Source organism: Bacillus sp. JKS001846, from assembly GCF_900176455.1.
Taxonomy (GTDB): Bacteria; Bacillota; Bacilli; order Bacillales; family Bacillaceae_G; genus Bacillus_A; species Bacillus_A cereus.
In genome coordinates this window covers 4437225-4461869 of the sequence record NZ_FWYG01000001.1, presented here as the reverse complement: position 1 = coordinate 4461869, position 24645 = coordinate 4437225, and the positions used below count along the sequence as shown (strand labels likewise).

Here is a 24645-nt window from a genome sequence, read left to right as displayed (position 1 = left end):
CTATTGTAGCAATGGAATGTTCGAGAGGGCAAATAAACAGCCTTCTCAAAGATTCTTTGCTTATTCTACGGGTGTAACCTTTTTTAGTGAGATGTATCCACTAGTGAAACATATTCACTAGTGGAATTTTCACTTTAGCGTGCTTTGTTTTGTTTGGCAAGGAAAAAGCGTTTTACTTTGTTATTTGTATGGCGAACGGGTATGTTATGTTGCGTTAATAAATCAATAAATGCAGCTTTTCCTGTTTCTTCATCTTGCACTTCAAATTCAATTTCATAATCATCGTGATTGTAATAGAAACTATGATCAAAGACAAGCGTTCCGCCTTTAAATAATGTTTCTGCTCTTTCTGTTGTTAAACTACCCATATATGTTAAAGCAGAAACAGGAATTTGTAATTTGTGTAATTGATCTACTACTGCTCCTTGAATGATTGTGTTTGTTTCCATCATCATTTTTGCTTCGTCTTCTGTTACGACTTGATGCGTTTCTAATAAACCAATTTCTGCAGGTTGTTTCAACGTTAACGTATAAGTTTTTCCTTTATGACGAATACGAAGTGCAGAGCCAGCTTCTTTTAACGAGAAGTCAGGTGTTTCAAAGTAGTGATTCACTTGTTTTGTAAATGCTTCAATAGAAAACGATTTACATAATGTATCGAATTCTTCTTTTGTAACGATATTTTTGAATTCAATTTCAATTTCTTGTGTCATTGTATAATCTCCTTTTGAAAAATAATTCTTTACACATTATCGCTTTTTCATAAATTTGGTTCAATGTTTTATTTGTTTGCGTCCATGTTATGATACAATAATACTGTTAAGTAAGACAGGAAGTTGAGATGGAGGAGTTAGAGCATGCAAAATAAAATCCAAGTTAAGAGCGTAGAAAAGAGAGAGAATGCTCTTATTTTTTGTGCGGAAAATAGTGAAATAGAGGTAAAGGAGTTAAGTGCGCGTAATCACGTACTTGTAGACTCAGACAATTTATCATTTTTATATATCTTAGAAAATGAATCATCTTTCATTTATGTAAGTATTCCGCACACATGCTGGGAAGCAATGCATGAAGCGATGAATAGCGATGTGGTTATGTTCGTTCGCGTGAATGACATTGAAATGGAATTAGAAGGATTAAAAGAAGAAGTAGAATATTTAGTTGAAAATATTGAAGGTAATGCAAATTACGGAGAAGAACTAGTAACTGCTGTAGAAAAAGTATTTCTATAAGCAAATGGATTGATTTTGGTGGTGGTTGAAATGAATCGAAATTGGGAAGAATTTTTAGCACCTTACCACCAAGCGGTGGCAGAGCTGAAAGTGAAACTAAAAGGAATGCGTACTCAATTTGCAATGTTAACAGAGCATTCTCCAATTGAGTTTGTAACAGGAAGGGTAAAGTCGGTTGCAAGTATTATTGATAAAGCGGAGAAGAGAAATGTACCGCTAGACCGATTGAGAGAAGATATGCAGGATATTGCTGGGCTTAGAATGATGTGTCAATTTGTTGATGAGATTAAGCCTGTTGTAGAATATCTTCGAAAACGAAATGACTTTGAAATCGTGGAAGAACGTGATTATGTTACGCAAAAGAAAGATAGTGGTTATCGTTCTTATCATGTTGTCATTAGTTATCCTGTTCAAACGATTCAGGGTGAACAAAAAGTATTGGTAGAAATCCAAATACGCACGCTAGCAATGAACTTTTGGGCAACAATTGAGCATTCTTTAAATTATAAATATAGTGGACGTTTTCCTGAAGATATTAAAATAAGGTTGCAACGTGCAGCTGAAGCGGCGTTTTTATTAGATGAAGAAATGTCTTCTATTCGTCTTGAAATTCAAGAAGCGCAAAAGGCTTTTTCAAGAAAGCAAGAAACGAAAGATTCTGAATCATAAACTAAAGGGTGTTGGGCGATGAAATTTACAATTATGTCAAAGGGAGATCAATCATCAGATACACTGGCAAGCACGATGAAAGAGTACTTGCTAGATTTTGGATTTATAATGGATGAAAAGGAACCCGATATTGTAATTTCTGTTGGGGGAGATGGAACGCTTTTATATGCGTTTCATCGTTATTATAATCGATTGGATGAAACAGCATTTGTTGGTGTACATACAGGACATCTAGGTTTCTATGCAGATTGGTTACCGACAGAAGTAGAGAAATTAGTAATTGCAATTGCGAAAACACCATTCCAAGTGGTGGAATATCCGCTTTTAGAAGTTATTATTCGCTATGTGAATGGAAGTAAAGAGTCACAGTATTTAGCGATGAATGAGGCGACTGTAAAAAGTGCAGAAGGTACATTAGTAACAGAAGTAGAAATACGCGGAGAATATTTTGAAACATTCCGCGGAGACGGCCTATGTATCTCTACTCCTTCAGGAAGTACCGCGTATAATAAAGCGCTTGGCGGAGCGATTATTCACCCATCTATTGAAGCGATACAAATTGCAGAAATGGCGTCCATTAACAATCGTGTATTTCGTACTGTAGGATCGCCGCTCGTATTGCCGAAGCATCATACATGTGTGTTAAAGCCAGCTGCAGGAATGAACTTACAAATTACAGTGGATCATTTAACGATGGTTCATCAAGATGTGAAATCAATCCAGTATCGGGTCGCAAACGAGAAAGTACGATTTGTTCGTTTCCGTCCATTCCCGTTCTGGAAACGAGTTCGTGACTCGTTTGTTGCGGATAAATAGAAAGGGTTATATATTTGAACAGATTTACATTGAAATGGGATATAGGTCCGGCTGAAGAGGGAACTTTAGTTAGGGAATTTTTGAAAACGAAATGTATTTCTAAAGCCGCTTTAACGGATATAAAGTTTCACGGCGGGGCAATTGAAGTAAATGGTCAACATGCGAGTGTTCGTCATCAGTTGCGTGCTGGTGAAGAATTACGTGTCTTTTTTCCAGTTGAGGAAAGAAGTGAAGGGATGATGGCAGAAGATATCCCTTTAAGCATTGTATATGAAGATGACGCGGTTCTTATCATTAATAAAGAGGCGAACATGTCAACGATTCCGTCTAGAGAACATCCGACAAGGAGTGTTGCCAATGCGCTTTTATCTCATTATGATAAGCAGCACCTTGCAAGTACAGTGCACATCGTAACACGTTTAGATCGTGATACTTCGGGGCTTATGCTTATTGCAAAAAATCGTTTCGTGCATCATCTTTTATCGAAGCAGCATCAACAAAAAGCTGTGAAACGAACGTATGAAGCAATTGTTCACGGAAAGATTGTAGAACGAGAAGGAATGATTGATGCACCAATTGGTCGAAAATCTGATAGCATTATTGAGCGAACGGTTTGTGAGGATGGACAAAGGGCAGTTACTCATTTTAAGGTAATTGATAGTACATATCATAAGACACATGTAGCGCTTGAGCTTGAGACAGGAAGAACGCATCAAATTCGTGTGCATATGGCTCATATAGGACATCCGTTACTTGGTGATAGCTTATATGGAGGGAGAAGGGATGAAATGAAACGGCAAGCACTTCATAGTAAATCTTTGACGTTTTATCATCCTATTTTAGAGAAAGAGATGTCTTTCACTATAAAGCTTCCAAGCGATATGCAAGAAGTGTTGCGGCATACTTAAAAAGGGGACAAAATTCTTATATTATAAAGAATTTTGTTCCCTTTTTTCTTAGCGGAATAATATTAAAATTTGGTTTTCACCCGTACGCTTTATAACGAAAAATCCACTTTCGGCTTTTGTAGCAATGCCATTGTCATTTGGACGACAATATCCATGTGCTTCGCAAGTGCCGTCATCACGTACTAACATTTGTCCAATTAATCCGACAGGAAGCCACTCGGCGCGATCTTTTCTTGCTACATATTTGCAAGTTGGATCCCATTCTGTATTTAAAAGAGGTTGTATTTCTTCGGCTTCCGTCCATACATATTGGCGTTTTCCAAAGTTATCTGTTTTATAACGTTTTTGCCAACTTAAAGCCCCGCTATTTCCTATAAGGGCAGGGGTTGCACTAGATATTCCTAAAATGAACGAATCGCGTGAAGTAGCTATCCGAATTTTTTCTTCGTTACTAAATGTAACGAAATAACCGACATCAATAGGTTTATAACCTTCGGTTTCAAACATTTGTGCAAAATCCGTTCCGCTTGCATTGTAAGACGCGCCCTCAATGTACATTTCTCCATTATGAGCAAGCCATTTAGCCCCGATATTATGGTCGGTGTCGCTTACACCATTTGCAATAAACCAAGAATAAGCTTCTTCTGCAGTGCCGAAGCGCCCCATAATATGGCTACCTGCAAAATGAGCTGTTGATGTATGATGACCTTCCGCATGAGAAGAGGATCCGTTAGCGATAGTTGCGTTTCCTTCTGCGTGTGCTGCTTCGCCTAAAGCAATTGTCTGTTTACCCTCCGCATGAGAATAAGCCCCGCCTGCTGTCGTTTCACTTCCCTCACTATGCGAACTATGTCCAGTTGCTTTTGAGTTTGATCCTTCTGCATGAGAGAAAGAACCTTTTGCGTGTGTTAATAAGCCTTCCGCATGTGCTGCCATGCCCTCCGCATGAGAGTGAAGCCCCTCTGCATATGCATATCGGCCGCCCCTTTTAACTTTTGTATTTTCAGGTGTAGGTGTCTCAATTATGAGGGGTTTTTCAGTTTGTATATCATTCGATGAAGCCAATGCCTCTTTTATTTTTTTTACTTTGTTTATAATAGCAGCTGGAATTTCTGGTTCCACTTTTTTATTTATTGCTACAGAAATATTTTCTTCCGTCTTTTCTTCTGCTTGATTAGAATGTATTACCTGTTCATCTTGATTTGAGAGCTGTTTATTTTTTTGTTGCATCTTTATTTTTCTGCGATCGATTATGCGGCTCATCACAGCATTTTCTAAAGAGACATATGTTGGTTTTACTTTGCTTTTTTTTGATGACTCTTGTTCTTCCAGTTCTTCTATCGCTGCAGCCCGAATACTACACCAGTTGTTAATTCCGTACATGGGCAGATATAAAGGGGGAAATTTTCTTTTTTGTTTAGAAGATTTTTTCTTCATTCTGTCACCTCCTGCGACATTATATGTAGTGTAATTAAAAAAAGATGCACTTTATTGCATCTTTTTTTAATTACTTTACCTAGTTTTATATGAGATCTGCCTAAATAATGCTAAGTAAGGTAGTTATGAAATTGGACGGAATTTCTCAGCGACAAAAGGTAAAGAAGAAGGGACAGAGATAGTCTCCATTTCAGGATAACGTAATCCGGTTAATTTGCCACCAAATACAGCACCAGTATCAATATTGACTGTCTGATTGACGAATCGAGGTTCTGTTACTGGTGTATGTCCATATACAATCCAAGCTTGCCCCTTGTATTCTTGCGCCCAATCGCGACGGACAGGTGAGCCATCGGCATGCTTTTCTCCTGTAATATCGCCATATAATACAAAGGTTTGTACTTTTTTATCTCGTCTTCCTATGTAATCTTGCCGAATCCCAGCGTGACATACGATTACTCTTTTTTCATCTAGTATGTGGTAGAGCGGTGATTGTTCATAAAGAGTGATAAACTTTTCTTTTATAATGTTTTGCTTATTAGGAGGAAGTGCCTCATATTCAGCAACAGTTGTTTCAAGTCCGTGAGCGACTGTTACATTACGCCCAAGGAAAAATCGATATAGTTTATTACAGTGATTTCCAGGAGCGTAATAAGCTTCTTTTTTATGTATGACAAGTTCCCATACAATTTCAATCATACGTAATGAATGAGGACCACGGTCTGTAATATCGCCAACGAATGCAAGTTTACGTTGGTCAGGGTGAACCGGTAGACCGCTACTCCAGTTATATCCTAGCTTCTCTGTTAAATTTTGAAACTCTTGGAAGCATCCATGAATATCTCCTATAATGTCATATTTCATATTTAAACCTCCATCGTATTTTTCATTAGTATATCTAAAAAAGGATAGAGATAAAAATATAGCGTTTTTGTGTTGTTCATTTAAACATAAAGATTTTCGTTCTTGAGCGAACATTTAAAATGAATCCAATCGCAATCATGTATGTAAGCAGTGAACTTCCTCCGTAGCTCATAAGAGGTAATGTTATCCCTGTAATGGGAAGTAATCCGATTGTCATCCCGATATTTTGGAATACTTGGAAAGTAAACATTCCGATTGTACCAGCGCAAATGTAACTACCGAAAGGATCATTACTTTCTAAAGCAATATGAATCATTCGAAAAATGAGTAAGAAAAAAAGAGAAATAATGACACTTGCGCCTAGAAATCCAAATTGTTCAGCGACATTAGTGAAAATAAAATCTGTATGTGGTTCTGGAAAATATACTTGTCCATTTTCCCACCCTTTTCCTTGCATTTCTCCGGATCCAGTCGCTAAGAATGCTTGTCTTAATTGATAGCCTTGTGCATCATATTTGTAAGGTGCTAACCATCCGTAGAAGCGATTTAATTGATATTCTTTTAAAATGTGTGCTTTAAAGAAATCTGTGTGAGTAAAAAAAATATATATTAATGTAGTTCCAGCAACGAAAGTAGCTGAAACTAATCCGAAAATAAAACGCCATCGTATGCCAGAAACTAGTATCATTGCTGCAAGCATCGCTGAAATGACCATTGTATTTCCTAAATCTGGTTCCTTTGCGATGAGTAGTAGTGGTGGCAAACTTGTTGCAAATATTTTTCCAAGTAGTAAAAAATCGTCATGTATTGTTTGGGAAAAATATTTCTCATTATGGTTTGCTATAATTCGTCCAATGACGATAATTAAAAATAATTTCATAATTTCAGAAGGCTGAAAATTTCCGATGCCTGGGAGCCTGTACCAAGCGGTAGCGCCTTTAATTGTAACGGCACCTGGTACTTGAAGTTCTAGTCCAATAAGTAGTACCATTGCAAAGCTGTACAAATACCAAGCAATTTTTTGATAACGATCGAAGTCGATAATCATAATAACACCAATGGCTATAAATCCAATGAAATACCATTGGATTTGCTTTAGTACAAAATTGACGTTTTGTAAAAATGGCGGTAAAGAGGCTTGCGCACTTGCAATAGCACAACAACTAACAATCCCAATGGCAAATAAAATAAATAGTAATACGTAGTCTATTTGATATTGAGAATTTGGATCTTTCAATGTAGGTATTCCTTTCTACTGCTCTTTATAGTAATGGATTTTATCCCGCATTAATGGGCAGTAAGACCCCTACCTCAAAATTCAGCGAAAGCGAAGAAGTTAGGTGGGGGATCAACTGCCCGTAAAAGCCCGATTGGTGAGAGCTGATTAAAGTTTCACTTTATAGTATGAGAAAGAATGTATGAACTATACGAATGATTCACATATAGTCCATACACTTTTAATTTTGCAGAGTAGTTTAATTGTTTAACTCTTTAATAATTATATCCAAACAATGGGAAAGACGTACATGTGCGTCAGGAAAAATATCTAGTTGATGAAGATAGTATTTTAAGGAACTTTTACACCATTGGTAAGCACTAAGTAGAGCTGCTCTATAGTCTGTAGTATTTTGTAAAAAGCCATATTCTTTTGCTGTTATAACGAGGTGTGTGAAATCTTCACAACCTTGAAGGAGCTTATTGTGTATTTGTTGTCCAGCATGGTAGCGAAATTGACTTAAAGGCTCAGAAATGTATATTGCATTTCCTTTAGAAAGTAAAGAAATCCATGAGGCCATATCAACACTACAAGAATATTGTCGCTCTTTAAGAGTGCCAAAAGGTTCAGTGAGCAATTCCTTTCGGAACAAGGTAGTTGTAGGCTCACCGATAATGTTGTGTCCACCTTTTAACATCCAATTACCTAAAAATATCCCGTTTAATGGGGTGTCTTCACTATATAACCTTTGTGTTGGATGGGAATCACCTATTAGATTTCCATGATCATCAATGCGTACTCGATAAGAAGTAACAAGAGCAAGATTTTTATTGGGATCTTGCTCAAAATAGGTCATCATTTTTTGTATTTTATGCTTATAAAACACGTCATCGTCCATTAAAAAATTTATATACTCACCATTTGATTTTTCTATGAGCATAAGGTCATTGTGAAATTGTCCTAGAGTAGGAATATTTCGAATGTATGTTATATTTTTATAATTTGGTAAGTATTGTTCGCGTATTAAAGTTGCTGTTTCATCATTTGTACTATCATCTCCGATGATGATTTCAATATTAGAATAAGTTTGTGCCAATGCACTTTCTAGAGCAATTTTGAAATAATGAGGCCGATTATAAGTGGGAATAAGGATGGAAACGAGAGGTGGATTTTTTTCATTCATCATACATAACTTCCTTTCAGAAGCTTTTTTTTGTAAGAACAATATCTTGGTAACTTGTATATTCATGTCTGCCGCACCATAAACCGTAATGCGGCTTATTGATTATTTCTAGGCCGTACTTATTCAATAGATTGCAAATATCTGTCTCAGGATAAGCAACTGCGAAATTCGGAATATCTTTATTTACAACGTAGCAATTTTCGATTCGATGATAAAAACCTAATGTACTTTGTCCTGCATTTAAATAATAGGACGATTCAGGATTTATAAGAAAGAATGTAATGAAACATCTCCCGTCTTTTTTTAATACACGTACAATTTCAGATACGTAATGTTCTAATTCTTTTGGGAGAAGATGCGTAAATACAGAAGTTAAAAAGATAAAATCGAATGTCCCGTCTTCATAGGGGAAACGATATTGAGAGGCATCTTCTTTTCCTTCTGGATTATAGAATTGATTGTATATGTCAACATGTTCAAAGTGAAAATTATTACGCATAGTTGAAATGTTATTTTGGCACCAAGTAATTCCATCTTTAAACAAATCAAATCCATAATACGCTCCATCATCATTTAAGTAATTCAATAATGGTACAGCCATTCGACCGACGCCGCAGCCTACATCTAATACTTTTTCATTTGGTTTTAAAGCGCCAATTTGAATAAAATGCTTTAGGAACTCTTTTCCAACTTTTTTGAAGTCGCCACCTACATATTGGACGAGTTCAGGAGGGGGGAGTAAAGTCATTTCTTTGTTAAGTTCACTCATGAGTATACCCCTTTCTTGTATGAGAAGATGCAGTAAATCTATTAATAAAATTTTCAATTTGTATTGAGAGAACACAGGAAAACAATTGTTATATGTAAGGAGATTCCGAAAAAGAATACTTAATTGGATTAGAAGTGAGAGAAGGATGAGTGAAAATGAAATCTCCTATAGATTAAATCTTTTTTATTCTTTTCTCCAATAAACGCCAAATACATCAATTTTAGTAATAGGGGCTTTTAAATTTCGTTGGTTTCTAAAGTCTGTCACAGCCTCAGCGCATGGCGGTAGCCCGTAGTCATCGATAATTATATAGCCACCTTTAGAAACTTTATCATATAAGTTCACGAGACCATCCATTGTGGATTCGTACATATCACCATCAAGCCGTGCAATTGCTATTTTTTCAATTGGTGCTGTTGGTAAAGTATCTTTAAACCAGCCTTTTAAAAATTTCACTTGATCATTTAGTAAATCATATTTTTTGAAATTCTCTTGTACTTGTTCTAAAGAGACGCGTAAATAATCGAATGTGTGCAAATAATCACCGTAATCTTTTGGATATTGTTCTAGATTCGGTGCTGGCAAACCTTCAAATGAATCAGCGACCCACACATTACGATTCGTAATGTTGTTTGCTTGTAAAAAACCATTCATAAAAATGCACGATCCTCCGCGCCATACACCTGTTTCAATAAAATCTCCCTCTATATTTTCACGAACAACGGTTTCCATTGCCTCTTGTAATTGGTTCATACGTTCTCGACCGATCATGCTATGTGCTGCTCTTGGCCAATCCATTCCATCATGGCGTTCACTTTTTGAAACATTTGGTTTTACAATTTTTAAGTTATGGTTTTCAGCATATTGCTTAATGAATAAAGGGAGGGGGACTGTAACTGGCTCGAATTCTAGTTCTTTTGAAATATGTAGAGATGCGGGTAAGTATGCCTCATATTCTAACCATATTTCAAATAAAATGGTCTTCTTTAGCAATTCGAGATAAAGCTGAACAGCAGATTTACTTTCCATATTTGTGCCTCCTGCAAAATGTCATACAACAATATGATTATGTAGATAGCGAATGTTTCATGATTGAATTTGAAATTGAAAAAGCAGTAAAACTGATATCAGTTTTACTGCTAAGTAAAAATTTAAGCGATTTTTTCAATAATAATAGATGCATTTGTACCAACAGCTAATGATAGCCCAAGCCCTGTAACGATTACTTCAATTAATGATGGAGTTGTCGTAATTTGCGTAATTGCTTGAACAACGATAGGTGCTCCAACTGAGATTAAAGTGGCCCCAGTACCTGGAACAGATACCCCATTTACTTGGATTGTAAGTCCTCCTAATAGACTTACTGCTGCAGTGTATACGATAACGGTAATTTTATAGAATCCAGTTTGACTAATTACGAAAGTATCAGGATCTAATTGAGAAATTGCTGTACCAAACTGAGATCCAACAGTATTAAATGGTACTGGAGCATTAAGTCCAATATCCAAAGAAATCCCAGCGGAGTTAAATGCATACAATCCTGCTGGAAGCCCTAGTCCAGATGGTCCAGTCGGTCCAGTCGGTCCAGTAGCCCCAGTAGCCCCAGTAGGCCCCGTAGGTCCAGTAGCCCCAGTGTCACCAGTAGGCCCTGTAGGTCCAGTAGCCCCAGTGTCACCAGTAGGCCCCGTAGGTCCAGTAGTCCCAGTGCCACCAGTAGGCCCCGTAGGTCCAGTAGCCCCAGTGTCACCAGTAGGCCCCGTAGGTCCAGTAGTCCCAGTGCCACCAGTAGGCCCCGTAGGTCCAGTAGTCCCAGTGCCACCAGTCGGTCCTGTAGGTCCTGTAGGTCCCGTAGGTCCAGTTGGCCCAGTCGGTCCAGTTGGCCCGGTAGGTACAGTCGGCCCCGTAGGTCCAGTCGGTCCAGTCGGCCCGGTCGGCCCAGTCGGAAGGGTAAACGGTGGTATCGGTGGTAATGTAGGTCCTACAAGATTAGGGTCAAATGCACTAGCTGATAAAGATTCATCGGGATTTAATCCATTTGAATAATTATTATTTGACATAAATTCACCTCCATAAAGCGTTCATTATATAGTAGATGCAAAACCGAAAGAAAATGACACGGACATTTGAATTATTGAAAAGAAATCTTAAACTACTTGAACAATTTAAAAAAATGGAAAGTTTAGTATATGTATAACATATGATTGATTTGGAAGAGGGTGATTATGTTGAACAAGCAAGGAATTACAATTAGTTTATGTATGATTGTTCGAGATGAGGAGGAGACAATAGCCCGTTGTTTAGAAACAGTTGAAAAAATTGTGGATGAAATTATAGTAGTTGATACAGGTTCCGTCGATCGAACGAAAGAAATCGTAGAGAAATACACTTCTAACATATATGATTTCCAGTGGATTGATGATTTTGCAGCAGCAAGAAATTTTTCTTTTTCAAAAGCGACGCAAGAGTATATATTGTGGCTAGATGCAGATGATGTCTTATTAGAAGATGCTCAAGAAGCATTGAAACTTTTAAAAAGAGAATTAGATCCTAAAATTGATGCTGTTTCGATGCCTTATCATCTTGCAATGGATTCTAACGGGAAACCTTTATATTGTACAAAAAGAAATCGACTTGTAAAGCGTGAAAAACAATTTCAATGGTTTGGAAAGGTTCATGAGTATTTAGCTATTTCTGGTGAGGTTTTTAGTAGTAATGTTGCTATTACACATAAAAAAGAAAAAAAAGTAACAAATCGTAATTTGAAAATTTTTCAAAATACTGTAGCGGCAGGTGAAGAATTAAGTCCGAGAGATTTATTTTATTACGCAAATGAATCTACGGATAACCAAAAATATGATGATGCAGTTCTTCTATATGAAACATTTCTTAATCAAGACGAAGGATGGTATGAAGAGAAAATTTATGCATGTGGTAAGTTAGGAGATTGCTATGCAAAGCTAGGAATGTGGGAGAAGGCAATCGAATCTTGTGTGAAGTCGTTTCGGTATGACGTCCCTAGAGGAGAGAATTGTACAAGAATAGGATATATATATATGGAACAAGAAAAATATAATGAAGCGATATTTTGGTTTAAACTTGCCACGGAAGTACCAATGGCAACGGAAAGTCCTTTCCATAGTCCAGCTAGCTACACATGGCTACCCTATTTACAAATGTGTATTTGTTATAGCAGGTTAGGGGAGCAGGATAAAGCGTATTATTACAATGAATTAGCAGCTTCTTATGTTCCGAATAATGCTGCAATTGAATATAACCGTAAATATTTTCGGGGAGTTTTTGATAAACCATATAAAGTGTAATAGGTTTCGTTTTTTAGAAATGATTTATCGCTATTCTAACTCTAATAGATTGGTTATATATTAGAGTATCAGTAACGTAACCAATATAAATAAAAGATTTTATACTGCTATTTGCGGGCTAATAATCATTGGGGGATGAACAAAATCTGCACTTTATAGAATTCATATGAGATTTATATTTCTAATTCAATTTGCATAAGGAGTGTGTGAAATGAATCGCGAAAAAAGTTCTTTATATGAAGAAAAATCCGAGCATTATTATAATGCAGCGAATCCGAATTTATTAAAGCATATAAAAAAGGAATGGAAAGAAGTTCTTGATATTGGTTGCTCGAGCGGTGCATTGGGAGCAGCTATTAAAGAAAACGGTACACGTGTATCAGGAATAGAGGCATTTCCAGAGGCGGCAGAAAAAGCGAAGGAAAGACTAGATCATGTTATTTTAGGGGATATAGAAAAAATAGATCTTCCTTATGAGGAGGGGCAATTTGATTGCGTCCTATTTGGGGATGTATTAGAGCATTTATTTGATCCGTGGGCTGTGATTGAAAAGGTTAAGCCATATATAAAGCAAAATGGTGTGATTTTAGCAAGTATACCAAACGTTGCTCATATTTCAGTATTAGCTCCCTTACTTGCTGGAAATTGGACGTATACAGAATATGGTTTATTAGATAAAACACATATTCGTTTCTTTACATTCAATGAAATGCTAAGAATGTTTTTAAAAGCAGGATATTCAATTAGTAAAGTAGATCGTGTATATGTTGATCATAAAATGTATGAGCCGCTTATTGAGGAGTTATATGGAATTTGTAAAAAATATCGTCTTGGAAGTGGCTTCATGGCTGAGACAGTTGTATTTCAGTATATTATTGAAGCTGAAAAATCACAATTATGAGTGCTGCAGACAAAACAATATTATTTGTTACATGCATAAATGATCGGAAATTGTATGCAAACTGCGTGCGACATATATTGCAATTGTTAGTACCGCCAGGGTATATTGTCCAATTTATGCCGATTCGAAATGCGAAAAGTATGACGAGTGGATACAATCAAGCCATTTCGCATCCAGCGAAGTATAAAGTGTATTTACATCAAGATGTTTTTATTATAAATAGGGCTTTTTTATACGGATTACTTCAATTATTTGAGGAACATGAAAACCTTGGGATGATTGGGATGGTTGGAGCGCAATATGTTCCTCCGACTGGCGTATGGAACGAAGGGCGTGGAATTGTAGGAAAAGTCATTGGTTATATGAATGATTTGTTTTATATGGCAAGTTTAGAACAACCGTATCATGAATCAAAAACATTTATTCCTGTAGAATGTATTGATGGTTTATTAATGGCGACACAATATGATGTTCCGTGGCGAGAAGACTTATTTGACGGATTTGATTTTTATGATGTATCTCAATCATTTGAATTTAAAAAAGCAGGATATACAGTCGGTGTACCTGTACAGCGCGATGCTTGGTGTATCCATTATCATTTTGATGTGAATATGACGAACTATGAAAAGTATCGGAAAATATTTGTGGAACACTATATGTCAGATGTAAATAAGGAAGAATAAAAGGGGGGACAAAAATGAAAGATCATACAATATTAGTCGTTGTTTGTGTAAATAATGAGGAGCTTTTCAAACAATGTGAGAGCCAAATAAGAAACATTTTTGTTCCCTCTGGTTATGTCGTGCAAATTTTTCCGATACGAGATGCGCAAAGTATGGCAAGTGCATACAACCGAGCCCTTTCATATCCAGCGAAATACAAAGTGTATATACATCAAGATACATATCTTATTAATCGAGACGTGTTTTCTACACTTATATCTCTTTTTAAAGAAAATGAAAAGCTTGGTTTAATAGGAGTCGCTGGGGCTCAGTTTTTACCGAATAACGGGATATGGTGGGAAGGAAAAAATTTAGTAGGGAAAGTGATTGAGTATAGAAGACGGAATTATCAATTATTAAATTTAGATCAGGTTTTTTATGGTAATCAACCATTTTTGTCAGTTCAGGCAATTGATGGTTTATTCATGGCAACGCAGTATGATATTCCGTGGCGAGAAGATTTGTTTCAAGGGTTTCACTTTTATGATGTGTCACAGTCTTTAGAGTTTCAAAGGGCTGGTTATTTAATTGGTATCCCAAATCAAGCAAATTTATGGTGTATTCATTACAACGGGGATGAGTTTGATGCGGATACATATGAGAAGTACCGGAAAGTGTTTGTAGAACATTACAAAGATATATTATCTCCATCATAAAGGAGAGATGAAAAGTGAAAGGAATTATTTTAGCAGGTGGTACTGGATCGAGATTATATCCAATAACGAAAGTAACGAATAAACATTTACTTCCTGTTGGTCGGTATCCGATGATTTATCATGCGGTATATAAGCTAAAACAATGCGATATTACAGATATTATGATTATTACGGGTAAAGAGCATATGGGGGATGTTGTTAGCTTTTTAGGGAGTGGTCATGAATTTGGAGTGTCCTTTACGTATCGTGTGCAAGATAAAGCGGGCGGGATCGCACAGGCGTTAGGGCTTTGTGAAGATTTCGTCGGGAATGATCGTATGGTAGTTATATTAGGGGATAATATTTTTTCAGATGATATTCTTCCGTATGTTGAAGAGTTTGCAAATCAAAAAGAAGGTGCGAAAGTGCTATTGCAATCTGTAGAAGATCCCGAAAGATTTGGCGTAGCACATATTCAAAACCGAAAAATAGTTGAAATTGAAGAAAAGCCGAAAGAGCCGAAAAGTTCTTATGCGGTTACGGGAATTTATTTGTATGATTCGAAAGTCTTTTCTTATATTAAAGAATTAAAACCTTCTGCACGGGGAGAACTTGAAATTACAGATATAAATAATTGGTATTTAAAACGAGGGGTACTTACTTATAATGAAATGAGCGGCTGGTGGACTGATGCGGGAACTCATGCTTCGCTTCAAAAGGCGAATACGTTAGCGCGTGATATTAATTTTGGGAAACAGTTTAACGGAGAATAGGTGAGAATATGAAAGTTGTAGAAACAAATTTTACCGATGCAAAATTGTTAGAACCGAGGTTGTTTGGAGACGAGCGTGGCTTTTTTTCAGAGAGTTATAATAAGCAGGTGCTAGAAACATTAGGGATAACGTATTCATTTGTACAGGATAACGTATCTTATTCGGCTAAGGCAGGAACGATTCGGGGACTACACTTTCAAAAAAAACCGAAAGCACAAACGAAACTCATTCAAGTTATGCAAGGGGCAATTTATGATGTTATCGTTGATTTACGAAAAAAATCACCAACATTTAAACAATGGAAAGGATATATTTTAAGTGCAGATAACCATCGGCAATTACTAGTGCCAAAAGGGTTTGCGCATGGATTTTGCACGCTTGTTCCGCATACTATCGTTATGTATAAAGTAGATGAATATTATAGCGCAGAGCATGACTCAGGATTACTTTGGGAAGATAAAGATTTAGCAATTCCTTGGCCAGTAACCGATCCTATATTGTCCGATAAGGATCAGATATTACCATTATTAGAGGAATATGAAGATAGTTTTTAAGTAGGAGCGTTGTTTATGAATATATTAGTAACAGGTGGGGCTGGATTTATTGGAAGTAATTTCGTTCATTACATGCTACAAAGTTATGAAACATATAAAATTATTAATTACGATGCCTTAACATATAGCGGGAATTTAAATAACGTAAAATCTCTTCTGGATCACCCGAATTACTCTTTTGTAAAGGGAGAAATTCAAAATGGAGAGCTATTAGAACACGTTATAAAAGAGCGGGATGTACAAGTGATTGTAAATTTTGCAGCTGAATCACATGTGGACCGTAGTATTGAAAATCCGATTCCTTTTTATGATACAAATGTAATTGGAACGGTCACTTTATTAGAACTAGTTAAAAAATATTCGCATATAAAACTTGTGCAAGTGTCAACGGATGAAGTGTATGGCTCTTTAGGAAAAACAGGGAAGTTTACAGAGAAAACACCGTTAGCTCCAAATAGTCCATATTCTTCAAGTAAGGCGAGTGCGGACATGATAGCTCTATCTTACTATAAAACATATCAATTACCAGTTATAGTAACGCGTTGTTCCAATAACTACGGGCCGTATCAATATCCTGAAAAATTAATTCCGTTAATGGTTACGAATGCACTGGAAGGAAAAAAATTACCGTTATATGGCGATGGATTAAATGTAAGAGATTGGTTACATGTAACGGATCATTGCAGTGCGATTGACGTTGTTCTGCATAAGGGGCGTGTAGGAGAAGTATATAATATAGGTGGAAATAATGAAAAAACAAATGTAGAAGTTGTGGAACAAATTATTAATCTTTTAGGAAAAACAAAAAAAGACATTGAATATGTTACAGATCGTTTAGGGCACGATCGTCGTTATGCGATTGATGCAGAGAAAATGAAGAATGAATTTGATTGGGAACCGAAATATACGTTTGAACAAGGATTACAAGAGACGGTGAAATGGTATGAAAAGAATAAGGAATGGTGGAAACCACTAAAAGACCAGTAAGGGGCATGTTAAATGAAAGAGAGGGTTATCATAACAGGAGCAAACGGTCAATTAGGAAAGCAACTATTTGAAGAGTTAGACTCTGAAGAATATGATATATATCCATTTGATAAAAAGTTATTAGATGTGACAAATATATCCCGAATACAACAAGTGGTACAAGAAATAAAACCACATATAATTATTCATTGTGCTGCTTATACGAAAGTAGATCATGCGGAGAAAGAACAGGACCTTGCATATAGAATAAATGCAATCGGAGCTCGAAATGTAGCGGTTGCTTCACAATTAGTAGGAGCGAAGCTAGTTTATATTAGTACTGATTATGTATTTCAAGGCGCCAGACCAGATGGATACGACGAATTTCATAGTCCAGCGCCGATAAATATATATGGGGCCTCTAAGTATGCGGGGGAGCAGTTTGTCAAAGAGTTACATAATAAATATTTTATCGTTCGCACATCGTGGCTATATGGTAAATATGGAAATAATTTTGTCAAAACGATGATGCGATTAGGAAAAGAAAGAAATGAAATATCTGTTGTAGCGGATCAAGTTGGCTCTCCTACGTATGTGGCGGATTTAAATATGGTTATTAATAAGCTCATTCATACTTCTTTATACGGTACATACCACGTATCAAACAGAGGCTCATGCTCTTGGTTTGAATTTGCACAAAAGATATTTTCGTACGCCAATATGAAAGTGAATGTATTACCTGTTTCAACGGAAGAATTCGGGGCTGCGGCTGCGAGGCCCAAATATTCTATTTTTCAACATAACATGCTACGATTAAATGGTTTTTCACAAATGCCGTCTTGGGAAGAAGGATTAGAGCGGTTTTTTATAGAAACCAAAAGTCATTAACAAATTTCTGTTAATGACTTTTTTGTTTGCCTTTAAGCGGTTTTATGGTACTATAATTATAGTATCAGGTACTAATAACAAGTATAAGTATTTCTGGGAGGATATATCATGGAACTATTACAAGGGAAAACATTTGTTGTTATGGGCGTTGCGAACCAAAGAAGTATTGCATGGGGAATAGCTCGCTCTTTGCATAATGCAGGTGCAAAATTAATATTCACATATGCAGGAGAACGTTTAGAAAGAAACGTTCGTGAATTAGCGGACACATTAGAAGGACAAGAATCACTTGTATTACCTTGTGATGTAACGAATGATGAGGAACTTACAGCTTGCTTTGAAACAATTAAACAAGAAGTAGGTACTATTCACGGTGTAGCACATTGTATTGCTTTTGCAAATCGCGATGACTTAAAAGGTGAATTTGTAGATACTTCTCGCGATGGATTTTTACTTGCACAAAATATTAGCGCATTCTCTTTAACAGCTGTAGCAAGAGAAGCGAAGAAAGTAATGACAGAAGGCGGAAATATTTTAACATTAACATACCTTGGCGGCGAGCGCGTTGTGAAAAATTATAACGTTATGGGTGTTGCGAAAGCTTCATTAGAAGCGAGCGTGAAATATTTAGCGAACGATTTAGGTCAACACGGTATTCGTGTTAACGCTATTTCTGCAGGACCAATTCGTACGTTATCTGCAAAAGGTGTAGGCGATTTCAACTCAATCTTAAGAGAAATTGAGGAGCGCGCACCACTTCGTCGTACAACAACGCAAGAAGAAGTTGGCGATACAGCAGTATTCCTATTCAGTGATTTAGCACGCGGTGTAACAGGAGAAAACATTCATGTTGATTCAGGGTATCATATCCTAGGATAAATATAATATTAATTTTTAAAGGACAATCTCTAAATGCTGAGATTGTCCTTTTTATTTGTTCTTAGAAAGAACGATTTTTAACGAAAGTTCTTACCACGTGATGAATATAACTATAATAGTACACGATTTATTTAGCTACGTATGGAAGTGGGAGGGACGAGTGTGAAGAATAAAAATAAAAGTTCAACAGTTGGAAAACCGTTGTTATATATCACGCAAGTAAGTTTAGAACTTGCTGCACCGAAAATAAAAAGGATTATCCTGACAAACTTTGAAAATGAAGATCAAAAAGAGAAAAGTAATAGACAAGAAAATATTGTAAGAAGTGCTGTGGAAGAGGTAATAGAACAAGAACAACAAGAAGAGCAGCAAGTGGAAGAAAAAATAGAAGAAGAAAAAGAAGAACACATAGAACAAGAAGAGCAAGAACCAGAACCAGTAAGAACTGTCCCGTATAATAAATCATTTAAGGATATGAATAATGATGAAAAAATTCATTTTTTACTAAACCGCCCTCATTACATTCCGAAAGTAAGATGCAGAATAAAAACAGCTACAGTCTCATATGTTGGATCGATCATATCGTATCGTCATGGCATTGTATCTATTATGCCGCAAAATAGTATGAGAGATATTAGGTTGTCTATAGATGATATCCAATCGATTAGTATGGCCGGTTTTTAAATATGTAAAGGTGGTAGAAAGCTTCTACCACCCCAATAGTTTTTTAGTTTACTTTACGATAGAAACGTCGCGTAAGCATTGAATCGCACAGAAACAGCTTAAATCAACAGTAATGCAAGTAGTTGTAGATATTAATCTTGCATTTGGTACAGCTAAAAACGTACAAATTGGATCGTCACCAGGTGGTACCGGAGTACCGTCACCTAATACTACAGTTAATACACGTAGCACAGCACAGCTATCATCATCTACACTTTCCACACGGAAAATTGGAGATCGGCAGCTAGTAAGGCTTGAAGATGGTGCAAATGCTTCAAAAGGTTCTCCAGTTTTTGTGTATAAAATAAAAGGGCGTGTATTTGCTACTGATGCAGTATTGTGTGCACCTAAAAATGGGATTTCACAACCAGATCCACATGTTGTTGTAGAACAATCTTGTAATTCATTGATGAATTTTACAACGTCAACTACACAATGAGAAGAGCCATGGTGTTTATTTTCGTTACAACTCATTAATGTCACTCCTTATCTTCTTGTTTGTATTTACATTAATAAGATATTGGAGTCGAGGAGATTTGGTCACAATCTCAAGACCTTTTTTTTTAAATAGGCGAAAGAGGATAAGGGTAGGTGGAATTATGCTGTTTACAAGCTGGCTTTTATTTTTTATTTTTGCGTTAGCTGCTTTTAGGCTCACTCGTTTAATTGTTTATGATAAAATTACAGCCTTTTTGCGAAGACCATTTATTGATGAATTAGAGATTACGGAGCCGGATGGAAGTGTATCAACGTTTACAAAAGTGAAAGGTAATGGATTAAGAAAGTGGATTGGCGAATTATTAAGCTGTTATTGGTGTACAGGTGTATGGGTTAGTGCTTTTTTATTAGTCTTATATAATTGGATCCCTATCGTTGCGGAACCGTTACTTGCATTATTAGCTATTGCAGGAGCGGCAGCAATCATTGAAACAATTACAGGATATTTTATGGGAGAATAATATATTTTCATAATACGAGAAAAAGCGGAGTTTAAAAGAATGAGGGAACGGAAATAAAGAGTTGTTCATATAGTAAATAGACAGAATTGACAGTAGAGGAGATGTTTGCTGTGAGCAATAATCTAAGGCAGAATTCATATGACCTGCAGCAGTGGTATCATATACAGCAACAACACCAAGCACAACAACAGGCATATCAAGAACAATTACAACAACAAGGATTTGTGAAGAAAAAGGGATGCAATTGTGGGAAAAAGAAGAACACAATAAAACAATATGAAGAATGAAACACTCATGCTACTGTGAGTGTTTTTTATTATATATAAAAAGCGGTATTTCTGTATAAGAAATACCGCTTTTTACTAGCTAATTTGTGCAACTGTTAATGCTGCAGCACGAATGTCTACAGTTCCAATTAACTGAACTGGCACAATTTGAATTAAGTCACCAGGATTTAAGTTAATAAGAATAACACCGCTGGATACGTCTACTTCACCAGTACCAATAACGTTAGAACGAACTGCTGTACCTGATCCAGGAATAATGTTAGCTGGTGTATTTAATGATAAGAAGAAACGACCAGCTTCTGGTGCAGTAGGTACGTTATCAAGACTAATTGTTAATGTATAACTAATTTGATAAATACCAGCTCGTAGAATTCGAATGCCATCTCCGACACTTACTGTATCATTTATTACAGGAACAGTAATATTTGGGTTTGGACTTACGCTAGGTAATAATAGTGGTGTAAATAGTGAAGCAAACTGAGGTGCAGACGCGTTGAAAGCAAAACCAAAGGCAGGTAGTGTACTAGCTGGCTTCGCCTCACAATCGATTTTAGTAAATTCGCAATCAGAAGAGAACATGTTTTTCACTCCTTTATCTGTTTCTACTTTCAGTTAATGAAAAGGACAGGTTCTATGTTCTAGACAAGTTCCCAATTTTAAGAAATTTACATAAGAATACTCTTTAAGCATGGATTGGGTGGCAGAATACTCTGCCACCCAATCCATGCTTAACTCATTATTTAGTTTTAAATAGAAACATCACGTAAGCATTGAATAGCGCAGAAGCAACTTAAATCAACAGTAATGCAAGTGGAGGTTGATATTAGTCTTGCATTTGGTACAGCTAAAAACGTACAGATTGGGTCGTCACCAGGTGGTACAGCGGTACCATCACCTAAAACTACAGTTAATACACGCAATACAGCACAGTCATCATCATCTATACTTTCTACGCGGAAAATAGGAGATCGGCAGCTAGTAAGGCTTGAAGATGGTGCAAATGCTTCAAAAGGTTCTCCAGTTTTTGTGTATAAAATAAAAGGACGTGTATTCGCTACTGATGCATTGTTATGTGCACCTAAAAATGGAACTTCGCAACCAGATCCACATGTTGTCGTTGCACATTCTTGTAGTTCATGTATAAAACGAACAACATTCGATACACAGTTGAAATCACACTCATGTTGATGATCTTCATTACAATTGCAGCTCATTATGTTCACTCCTTCTCGTGAGTTCTGACATACACTATTACAATATGAGTGGGATATGGCTGATATTACGTTAATTCTCACGATAAAAACAAGGAATTTATATAGGAGGGATGTACATAACGTGATATAAAAAAAGACATCCTTATTTAGTGGATGTCTTTTCAGGTAAATCTTTTCGCACAGTATATAAAAAACGAGATATATCTAATTTCTTTCCTCTGAAAAATTGCGGAGAAGAAATGTAAAGTTCTTCTTTCGCACGTGTAATGGCAACATAAAGTAATCGGCGTTCTTCTTCTAACGCTTCAGAAGTTTCCGTAACACGATCATTTGCATCTTTTAAAGAAGAAGTATGAGGCAGGATTCCATCACTCGCTCCAAGTAAAAAGACACATGGAAATTCAAGGCCTTTTGCGTTATGAATTGACATAAGTGAAACGGCATCTTTTTGCGGCATTGTTTTTAATGCTTCCATTTCTTTTTGACCTTGAATCGCCTCGTCGATAAATTGTAAATAAGCTGGAATATCGGTGAAACGAGTTGCAGACTCCATTAATTCTTCCAACATTTCTTCTTGTATGTCTTTATGCATTGTAAAGGAAGAACGATCGTTATTTTGTAAGTACTCTAAATATTTTCCTTTACCATGAATGATTTCTTTTAATGCTTTTTTCGGTTCTAATTCTTTAATAAACTTAATAAAATCGATGCGCTCATTTACCTTTTTCACTTGAAAAGGTTTTAAGCTTGGATTTAATAGTAAGAAATGAAGAAGAGAAGGGAAGCGCCCCTCACCATATTTCCATTGTTCACGTTCAATAAATGAAATACAATCATCACGTCCGATATACATCGTCGGCAATATGTTTGAAAGTGATTCTAGTCGAAACGGCTCAATCACGAGTCTTAAATGATCTAATACAGGCTTAATTAAAGAATGTTCATAAAATGATTGGCTCGCTCCGTGTTTAATAAACGGGATTTTATGAATGGTAAGCTGATCAAGTAACGAACGACTTACAGAATGTGTGCGATACAGTAAACAAAAATCTTTAAAGTTACGTTCACCACTCTCTACTTTTTCTTGAATAAGCTGCAAAATTTGATTTGCTTCATCAAGAGTCGTAGCAGGTCTTGCATAAAAAGGTTGTACACCTTCCTCACGAACAGAGTATAGCTCTTTATCAAAACGTTCTTGATTTAATTTTATAACTTCATTTCCAAGCCCGACGATAAAGGGATTGGATCGATAATTCGTATTTAGTGCAATGATTGTTGTGTTATCAAATTCTTTTGGAAAAGATAAAATAATTTGGTGACTTGCTCCTCGCCAGCCGTATATCGCCTGGTCGTCATCACCTGCGATAAATAAATTATTTCTTGGCGTGGCTAACAATTTTACGATTTCATATTGTGCATACGATGTATCTTGAAACTCATCTACTTCAATATAGTGAAAACGTTGTTGTAATTGAGTTAGTAAAGGAGCATTATTTTCTAACATATAATATGTTTCCAATAAGATGTCATCGAAATCAATATAATTGTATCTTTGTTTTACCTCTTCAAAACGTTCGTATACTTCTTTAAATTCTTGTTCGACTGGTGTTTTCGCTTTTACATCTTTCGGACGATTTAATTTGTTTTTCTCAAGTGAAATCATCGCGAGCATCGTTTCAGCATCATAATCGTCTTTTAAACGCAATTCTTTTAAGATTTTCTTTATCATAATTTGTTTATGTTTTTCATTTGCTAAAATTTGCTGATTATAACCTTGACTACGAAGTAATTTTAAGAAAACAGAGTGGAATGTACCAGCAACTACGTAGCTACTTGCTGCATGATTCATACCCGGTAACTTCGCAACACGACTTCGTATTTCTTCAGCTGCTTTTTGTGTAAATGTAAGTAATAAAATATTTCGTGGATGAACTTGTTTTACATTTACTAAATAACCAACGCGAGTTGTTAAAACAGATGTTTTCCCGCTTCCGGCACCAGCTAGTGTAAGAACAGGACCTTCTGTTGTGCGCACGGCTTCTAATTGTTTTTCGTTTAAAAAAACATTTTGTTGTTCAAGAGCGCGGAAATAAGCCGCATCTACATCTTCTTCCATAATTAAATGGGTAGATGTTTTCGGAATATGATATGTCGCACGCGGAATATCAGCGTGTGTTAACGATTTTTGTGAAAATTTTTCTTGTGTCATATGTTCACCTTCAAAACTATAGCATCAACATTTAACTTTAGCGGAAGAAAAAGAAAATAGCAATGTAAAAAAACAGGAGGGATCACCTCCTGCTTTCAAATTACAATTCTTTTATCATTACGACGTGCGGGATATTCGCTTCCATAAATACATCAGAACTTGTTACATATCCAAGTTTTTTATAGAAATCTTCGGCATGTGTTTGAGCGTGAAGTTTCAATTTCGGTAGCGAATTTTCTTTTGCATACGCTTCAAGAGAATCCATAACAATTTTTCCAATCCCTTTTTTGCGATGGGAATTTAGCACGCAAATGCGTTCCATTTTTCCTATACCATCAAGGATGCGAAAACGTCCAGCACCAACTGGAACATCATTGTCATATATAACAACGTGTGTTGAAGTTTCTTCAAACTCATCGTACTCTTCTTCAGCAGAGACACGTTGTTCATTTACAAACACTTGTTTACGTACAGAGAATGCATCTCTTAGTTGTTCGTCCGTTTGTACAATCTGTGCGTGCAAA

The 24645-nt window shown here is 36.3% G+C and carries 29 protein-coding genes; 16 read left to right on the top strand and 13 right to left on the bottom strand.

The genetic code is table 11. The features are described from left to right. Positions 1-134: 134 nt before the first annotated feature. The gene (locus B9A45_RS23820) at positions 135-713 is read right to left on the bottom strand and encodes a CYTH domain-containing protein (RefSeq protein WP_000191125.1); all 579 of its coding nucleotides are present in this window, start codon (positions 711-713) and stop codon (positions 135-137) included. A gap of 144 nt (positions 714-857) precedes the next feature. Here B9A45_RS23820 and B9A45_RS23815 point away from each other — a divergent pair, with 144 nt between their 5' ends. The 4 genes from B9A45_RS23815 to B9A45_RS23800 are packed head-to-tail and all read left to right on the top strand — an operon-like array spanning position 858 to position 3622. Further along, positions 858-1229 carry a UPF0738 family protein gene (locus B9A45_RS23815; protein ID WP_001180006.1) on the top strand — a complete coding sequence of 124 codons (372 nt, stop codon included), beginning with the start codon at positions 858-860 and terminating at the stop codon, positions 1227-1229. Between the two features lie 30 nt (positions 1230-1259). Next, entirely contained in the window at positions 1260-1898 is a 639-nt protein-coding gene (locus tag B9A45_RS23810; RefSeq protein ID WP_001081482.1) for a GTP pyrophosphokinase, read from the top strand. A gap of 18 nt (positions 1899-1916) precedes the next feature. Continuing rightward, positions 1917-2714 carry an NAD kinase gene (locus B9A45_RS23805; RefSeq protein ID WP_000673190.1) on the top strand — a complete coding sequence of 266 codons (798 nt, stop codon included), beginning with the start codon at positions 1917-1919 and terminating at the stop codon, positions 2712-2714. 14 nt (positions 2715-2728) lie between these two features. Next, a complete protein-coding gene (locus B9A45_RS23800) occupies positions 2729-3622 on the top strand; it encodes an RluA family pseudouridine synthase (RefSeq protein WP_001079131.1) in 894 nt (297 codons plus the stop codon). Between the two features lie 48 nt (positions 3623-3670). Here B9A45_RS23800 and B9A45_RS23795 read toward each other — a convergent pair whose 3' ends face one another. The 7 genes from B9A45_RS23795 to B9A45_RS23765 form a co-directional block, all read right to left on the bottom strand. Continuing rightward, the gene (locus B9A45_RS23795; RefSeq protein WP_016109550.1) at positions 3671-5059 is read right to left on the bottom strand and encodes a peptidase G2 autoproteolytic cleavage domain-containing protein; all 1389 of its coding nucleotides are present in this window, start codon (positions 5057-5059) and stop codon (positions 3671-3673) included. A 123-nt stretch (positions 5060-5182) separates the two neighbouring features. Beyond that, on the bottom strand, positions 5183-5923 hold the full coding sequence (prpE, locus tag B9A45_RS23790) for a bis(5'-nucleosyl)-tetraphosphatase PrpE (protein ID WP_000872695.1): 741 nt from the start codon (positions 5921-5923) through the stop codon (positions 5183-5185). A gap of 76 nt (positions 5924-5999) precedes the next feature. Continuing rightward, entirely contained in the window at positions 6000-7160 is a 1161-nt protein-coding gene (locus tag B9A45_RS23785) for an FtsW/RodA/SpoVE family cell cycle protein (protein WP_000654700.1), read from the bottom strand. Positions 7161-7398: 238 nt separating this feature from the next. After that, complete coding sequence (locus B9A45_RS23780; protein WP_002004643.1) at positions 7399-8325, bottom strand: glycosyltransferase family 2 protein; 927 nt, start codon at positions 8323-8325, stop codon at positions 7399-7401. A 13-nt stretch (positions 8326-8338) separates the two neighbouring features. Beyond that, the gene (locus B9A45_RS23775; RefSeq protein WP_001292838.1) at positions 8339-9091 is read right to left on the bottom strand and encodes a class I SAM-dependent methyltransferase; all 753 of its coding nucleotides are present in this window, start codon (positions 9089-9091) and stop codon (positions 8339-8341) included. Positions 9092-9274: 183 nt separating this feature from the next. Next, a complete protein-coding gene (locus B9A45_RS23770) occupies positions 9275-10120 on the bottom strand; it encodes a TylF/MycF family methyltransferase (RefSeq protein ID WP_000444386.1) in 846 nt (281 codons plus the stop codon). 122 nt (positions 10121-10242) lie between these two features. Beyond that, positions 10243-11148: a BclA C-terminal domain-containing protein gene (locus tag B9A45_RS23765; protein WP_021727508.1), complete on the bottom strand. Its 906-nt coding sequence runs from the start codon at positions 11146-11148 to the stop codon at positions 10243-10245. Positions 11149-11313: 165 nt separating this feature from the next. Here B9A45_RS23765 and B9A45_RS23760 point away from each other — a divergent pair, with 165 nt between their 5' ends. From B9A45_RS23760 to B9A45_RS23715, 10 genes are all read left to right on the top strand, one after another. Then, complete coding sequence (locus tag B9A45_RS23760; protein ID WP_000932913.1) at positions 11314-12411, top strand: glycosyltransferase; 1098 nt, start codon at positions 11314-11316, stop codon at positions 12409-12411. A gap of 211 nt (positions 12412-12622) precedes the next feature. Then, the gene (locus B9A45_RS23755) at positions 12623-13312 is read left to right on the top strand and encodes a class I SAM-dependent methyltransferase (RefSeq protein WP_001078432.1); all 690 of its coding nucleotides are present in this window, start codon (positions 12623-12625) and stop codon (positions 13310-13312) included. Beyond that, positions 13309-13995, top strand: coding sequence for a glycosyltransferase family protein (locus B9A45_RS23750; protein WP_001271187.1), 687 nt, complete (start codon positions 13309-13311; stop codon positions 13993-13995). The genes B9A45_RS23755 and B9A45_RS23750 overlap by 4 nt, the downstream gene beginning before the upstream one ends. Positions 13996-14009: 14 nt before the next feature. Further along, complete coding sequence (locus B9A45_RS23745) at positions 14010-14690, top strand: glycosyltransferase family protein (RefSeq protein WP_000651531.1); 681 nt, start codon at positions 14010-14012, stop codon at positions 14688-14690. 14 nt (positions 14691-14704) lie between these two features. Next, positions 14705-15442 carry a sugar phosphate nucleotidyltransferase gene (locus B9A45_RS23740; protein WP_000676160.1) on the top strand — a complete coding sequence of 246 codons (738 nt, stop codon included), beginning with the start codon at positions 14705-14707 and terminating at the stop codon, positions 15440-15442. A gap of 8 nt (positions 15443-15450) precedes the next feature. After that, positions 15451-15996 (top strand): dTDP-4-dehydrorhamnose 3,5-epimerase, encoded by a 546-nt coding sequence (gene rfbC, locus B9A45_RS23735; protein ID WP_000869415.1) that lies wholly within the window; start codon positions 15451-15453, stop codon positions 15994-15996. A gap of 15 nt (positions 15997-16011) precedes the next feature. Beyond that, complete coding sequence (rfbB, locus tag B9A45_RS23730) at positions 16012-16983, top strand: dTDP-glucose 4,6-dehydratase (protein ID WP_001024159.1); 972 nt, start codon at positions 16012-16014, stop codon at positions 16981-16983. A 12-nt stretch (positions 16984-16995) separates the two neighbouring features. Beyond that, positions 16996-17850 (top strand): dTDP-4-dehydrorhamnose reductase, encoded by an 855-nt coding sequence (gene rfbD, locus B9A45_RS23725; protein ID WP_000664656.1) that lies wholly within the window; start codon positions 16996-16998, stop codon positions 17848-17850. A 108-nt stretch (positions 17851-17958) separates the two neighbouring features. Further along, positions 17959-18729 (top strand): enoyl-ACP reductase FabI, encoded by a 771-nt coding sequence (gene fabI, locus B9A45_RS23720; RefSeq protein WP_000421886.1) that lies wholly within the window; start codon positions 17959-17961, stop codon positions 18727-18729. Between the two features lie 141 nt (positions 18730-18870). After that, entirely contained in the window at positions 18871-19413 is a 543-nt protein-coding gene (locus B9A45_RS23715) for a spore coat CotO family protein (RefSeq protein WP_002196304.1), read from the top strand. A gap of 48 nt (positions 19414-19461) precedes the next feature. Here the strand turns inward: B9A45_RS23715 and exsY are convergent, their stop codons facing one another. Then, complete coding sequence (gene exsY / locus B9A45_RS23710) at positions 19462-19926, bottom strand: exosporium assembly protein ExsY (RefSeq protein ID WP_001277743.1); 465 nt, start codon at positions 19924-19926, stop codon at positions 19462-19464. Between the two features lie 125 nt (positions 19927-20051). Here exsY and B9A45_RS23705 point away from each other — a divergent pair, with 125 nt between their 5' ends. Together B9A45_RS23705 and B9A45_RS23700 are read left to right on the top strand one after the other, a co-directional pair. Then, positions 20052-20411, top strand: a complete 360-nt coding sequence (locus B9A45_RS23705; protein ID WP_000899664.1) for a DUF1360 domain-containing protein — start codon at positions 20052-20054, stop codon at positions 20409-20411. A gap of 101 nt (positions 20412-20512) precedes the next feature. Beyond that, positions 20513-20698: a hypothetical protein gene (locus B9A45_RS23700; protein WP_021727509.1), complete on the top strand. Its 186-nt coding sequence runs from the start codon at positions 20513-20515 to the stop codon at positions 20696-20698. Positions 20699-20773: 75 nt separating this feature from the next. Here the strand turns inward: B9A45_RS23700 and exsF are convergent, their stop codons facing one another. The 4 genes from exsF to B9A45_RS23680 form a co-directional block, all read right to left on the bottom strand. Continuing rightward, positions 20774-21277: an exosporium protein ExsF gene (gene exsF, locus B9A45_RS23695; RefSeq protein WP_000492943.1), complete on the bottom strand. Its 504-nt coding sequence runs from the start codon at positions 21275-21277 to the stop codon at positions 20774-20776. Between the two features lie 167 nt (positions 21278-21444). Next, a complete protein-coding gene (cotY, locus tag B9A45_RS23690) occupies positions 21445-21912 on the bottom strand; it encodes a spore coat protein CotY (RefSeq protein ID WP_001277719.1) in 468 nt (155 codons plus the stop codon). Between the two features lie 142 nt (positions 21913-22054). Further along, positions 22055-24121, bottom strand: a complete 2067-nt coding sequence (locus B9A45_RS23685; protein WP_000191202.1) for an ATP-dependent helicase — start codon at positions 24119-24121, stop codon at positions 22055-22057. Positions 24122-24221: 100 nt separating this feature from the next. Beyond that, positions 24222-24644 (bottom strand): GNAT family N-acetyltransferase, encoded by a 423-nt coding sequence (locus B9A45_RS23680; RefSeq protein WP_000543295.1) that lies wholly within the window; start codon positions 24642-24644, stop codon positions 24222-24224. Position 24645 lies beyond the last annotated feature (1 nt).

What these genes read in the sequence shown, in the direction of transcription:
- B9A45_RS23745 (WP_000651531.1), top strand. Translation starts at nt 14,010, where the DNA reads ATGAAAGATCATACAATATTAGTCGTTGTTTGTGTAAATAATGAGGAG.
- rfbC (WP_000869415.1), top strand. Translation starts at nt 15,451, where the DNA reads ATGAAAGTTGTAGAAACAAATTTTACCGATGCAAAATTGTTAGAACCG.
- B9A45_RS23750 (WP_001271187.1), top strand. Translation starts at nt 13,309, where the DNA reads ATGAGTGCTGCAGACAAAACAATATTATTTGTTACATGCATAAATGAT.
- B9A45_RS23820 (WP_000191125.1), bottom strand. Translation starts at nt 713, where the DNA reads ATGACACAAGAAATTGAAATTGAATTCAAAAATATCGTTACAAAAGAA.
- B9A45_RS23685 (WP_000191202.1), bottom strand. Translation starts at nt 24,121, where the DNA reads ATGACACAAGAAAAATTTTCACAAAAATCGTTAACACACGCTGATATT.
- B9A45_RS23815 (WP_001180006.1), top strand. Translation starts at nt 858, where the DNA reads ATGCAAAATAAAATCCAAGTTAAGAGCGTAGAAAAGAGAGAGAATGCT.
- B9A45_RS23700 (WP_021727509.1), top strand. Translation starts at nt 20,513, where the DNA reads ATGTTTGCTGTGAGCAATAATCTAAGGCAGAATTCATATGACCTGCAG.
- cotY (WP_001277719.1), bottom strand. Translation starts at nt 21,912, where the DNA reads ATGAGCTGCAATTGTAATGAAGATCATCAACATGAGTGTGATTTCAAC.
- B9A45_RS23760 (WP_000932913.1), top strand. Translation starts at nt 11,314, where the DNA reads ATGTTGAACAAGCAAGGAATTACAATTAGTTTATGTATGATTGTTCGA.
- B9A45_RS23795 (WP_016109550.1), bottom strand. Translation starts at nt 5,059, where the DNA reads ATGAAGAAAAAATCTTCTAAACAAAAAAGAAAATTTCCCCCTTTATAT.
- fabI (WP_000421886.1), top strand. Translation starts at nt 17,959, where the DNA reads ATGGAACTATTACAAGGGAAAACATTTGTTGTTATGGGCGTTGCGAAC.
- prpE (WP_000872695.1), bottom strand. Translation starts at nt 5,923, where the DNA reads ATGAAATATGACATTATAGGAGATATTCATGGATGCTTCCAAGAGTTT.
- B9A45_RS23765 (WP_021727508.1), bottom strand. Translation starts at nt 11,148, where the DNA reads ATGTCAAATAATAATTATTCAAATGGATTAAATCCCGATGAATCTTTA.
- B9A45_RS23810 (WP_001081482.1), top strand. Translation starts at nt 1,260, where the DNA reads ATGAATCGAAATTGGGAAGAATTTTTAGCACCTTACCACCAAGCGGTG.
- B9A45_RS23780 (WP_002004643.1), bottom strand. Translation starts at nt 8,325, where the DNA reads ATGATGAATGAAAAAAATCCACCTCTCGTTTCCATCCTTATTCCCACT.
- B9A45_RS23770 (WP_000444386.1), bottom strand. Translation starts at nt 10,120, where the DNA reads ATGGAAAGTAAATCTGCTGTTCAGCTTTATCTCGAATTGCTAAAGAAG.
- B9A45_RS23705 (WP_000899664.1), top strand. Translation starts at nt 20,052, where the DNA reads ATGCTGTTTACAAGCTGGCTTTTATTTTTTATTTTTGCGTTAGCTGCT.
- exsF (WP_000492943.1), bottom strand. Translation starts at nt 21,277, where the DNA reads ATGTTCTCTTCTGATTGCGAATTTACTAAAATCGATTGTGAGGCGAAG.
- B9A45_RS23715 (WP_002196304.1), top strand. Translation starts at nt 18,871, where the DNA reads ATGGAAGTGGGAGGGACGAGTGTGAAGAATAAAAATAAAAGTTCAACA.
- B9A45_RS23775 (WP_001292838.1), bottom strand. Translation starts at nt 9,091, where the DNA reads ATGAGTGAACTTAACAAAGAAATGACTTTACTCCCCCCTCCTGAACTC.
- B9A45_RS23805 (WP_000673190.1), top strand. Translation starts at nt 1,917, where the DNA reads ATGAAATTTACAATTATGTCAAAGGGAGATCAATCATCAGATACACTG.
- rfbB (WP_001024159.1), top strand. Translation starts at nt 16,012, where the DNA reads ATGAATATATTAGTAACAGGTGGGGCTGGATTTATTGGAAGTAATTTC.
- exsY (WP_001277743.1), bottom strand. Translation starts at nt 19,926, where the DNA reads ATGAGTTGTAACGAAAATAAACACCATGGCTCTTCTCATTGTGTAGTT.
- B9A45_RS23755 (WP_001078432.1), top strand. Translation starts at nt 12,623, where the DNA reads ATGAATCGCGAAAAAAGTTCTTTATATGAAGAAAAATCCGAGCATTAT.
- rfbD (WP_000664656.1), top strand. Translation starts at nt 16,996, where the DNA reads ATGAAAGAGAGGGTTATCATAACAGGAGCAAACGGTCAATTAGGAAAG.